This is a genomic window from Pseudomonas sp. 01L34, from assembly GCF_056400265.1.
Genome location: NZ_JBFTSX010000024.1, coordinates 1 through 1,300, shown reverse-complemented (window position 1 = coordinate 1,300; position 1,300 = coordinate 1). Strand labels below are relative to the sequence as shown.

The following is a 1,300-nucleotide window of genomic DNA, read 5'->3' as shown; positions in this document are numbered from 1 at the left end:
GCTGAGTACCGGTGCGTCGTTGCTGCCGGTGACGGTGACAGTCACCTGCTGGGTGTCGACGCCGCCCAGGCCATCACTGACCTGGATGCTGAACACTTCATTGTGACTCTCGCCCGCCTTCAGCGACTGCACGGCACTGGCGACGCCATCGGTGCCGTTGGCCAGGGTGTAAGTCCACTGACCGCTGCCGTCCACGGCGATCGAGCCATAAGTGCCGGTATTGGACCCGGCAATGCTCCAGGTGGCGGTGGCGTCGTGGTCGATGTCGCTTGAGCTGAACTGGCCGCTGACGCTGAGGCTGCTGTCTTCCTGCACGGCGCCCAGCTCATTGCCCGATGCGAAGCTGAGTACCGGTGCGTCGTTGCTGCCGGTGACGGTGACGGTCACCTGCTGGGTGTCGACGCCGCCGAGGCCATCACTGACCTGGATGCTGAACACTTCATTGTGACTCTCGCCCGCCTGCAGCGACTGCACGGCACCGGCGACGCCATCGGTGCCGTTGGCCAGGGTGTAAGTCCATTGGCCGCTGCTGTCGACGGCGATCGAGCCGTAGGTTCCAGTTGCCGAGCCATTGATGGACCAGGTGGCAGTGGCTGCATGGTCGATGTCGCTCGAGCTGAACTGGCCGCTGACGCTGAGCGTGCTGTCTTCCTGCACCGCACCGGCATCGTTGCCGCTGGCGAAGCTGAGCACGGGCGCATCGTTGCTGCCGGTGACGGTGACAGTCACTTGCTGGGTGTCGACGCCGCCCAGGCCGTCGCTGACCTGGATGCTGAACACTTCATTGTGAGTCTCGCCGGCCTGCAGTGATTGCACGGCACTGGCGACGCCATCGGTGCCGTTGGCCAGGGTGTAAGTCCATTGGCCCGTGCTGTCGACGGCGATCGAGCCGTAGGTTCCAGTGGCCGAACCATTGATCGACCAAGTGGCGGTGGCATCGTGGTCGATGTCGCTTGAGCTGAATTGGCCGCTGACGCTGAGCGTGCTGTCTTCCTGCACCGCACCGACATCGTTGCCCGACGCGAAGCTGAGCACCGGTGCATCGTTGCTGCCGGTGACGGTGACAGTCACCTGCTGGGTGTCGACACCGCCGAGGCCATCGCTGACCTGGATGGTGAACACTTCGTTATGGCTCTCGCCGGCCTGCAGCGATTGCACGGCACTGGCGACACCATCGGTGCCATTGGCCAACGTGTAGGTCCATTGACCGGTGCCGTCCACCGCGATCGAGCCGTAGCTGCCGGTATTGGACCCGGCAATGCTCCAGGTGGCGGTGGCCGCATGGTCGATGTCGCGTCGC

1 protein-coding gene is annotated in these 1,300 nt (G+C 64.4%); it reads right to left on the bottom strand.

Annotated features, from left to right (window positions below; all coding sequences use genetic code 11):
• Positions 1-1,300 (bottom strand): VCBS domain-containing protein (locus tag AC1DQM_RS29785; protein ID WP_477747252.1); only part of this gene is annotated, 1,300 nt, incomplete at both ends.